The organism is Roseivivax isoporae LMG 25204 (assembly GCF_000521865.1).
Classification (GTDB): domain Bacteria; phylum Pseudomonadota; class Alphaproteobacteria; order Rhodobacterales; family Rhodobacteraceae; genus Roseivivax; species Roseivivax isoporae.
The window spans coordinates 1-324 of sequence record NZ_JAME01000196.1 but is presented as its reverse complement, the minus strand read 5'-3'; the positions used below and the strand labels follow the sequence as shown (position 1 = coordinate 324).

The window sequence follows — 324 nt, the reverse complement described above, 5'->3', positions numbered from 1 at the left end:
CGGCTGACCAGCACGCCGCCCGGCGTGGCGTCGACCCGCTCCAGCGTGAAGGCGCGCGCCTGCGCGTCGTCGCCGAACACCCGCTTGCCCGGCCCCAGCATCACCGGATAGACCAACAGGGACAGATCATCCACCAGATCCGCCGCCAGCAGCTGGCGCACCATGTCGCCGCTGCCGAACGTCAGCAGATCCGCCCCGCCCTGGCGCTTGAGCGCCCGCACCGCCTCGGCCAGGTCGCCGGACAGCGCCCGGCTGCCCTGCCAGGACAGGCCATCGGGCCGGTGCGTGGCCACGTGCTTGGGCGCGCTGTTCAGGCGGTCCGCC

At 74.1% G+C, this 324-nt stretch carries 1 protein-coding gene; it reads right to left on the bottom strand.

The genetic code is table 11. The features are described 5' to 3' along the window. Positions 1-324, bottom strand: a 324-nt coding sequence (locus RISW2_RS23320) for a dihydrofolate reductase family protein (RefSeq protein ID WP_043776140.1), incomplete at both ends; no start/stop codon positions are given.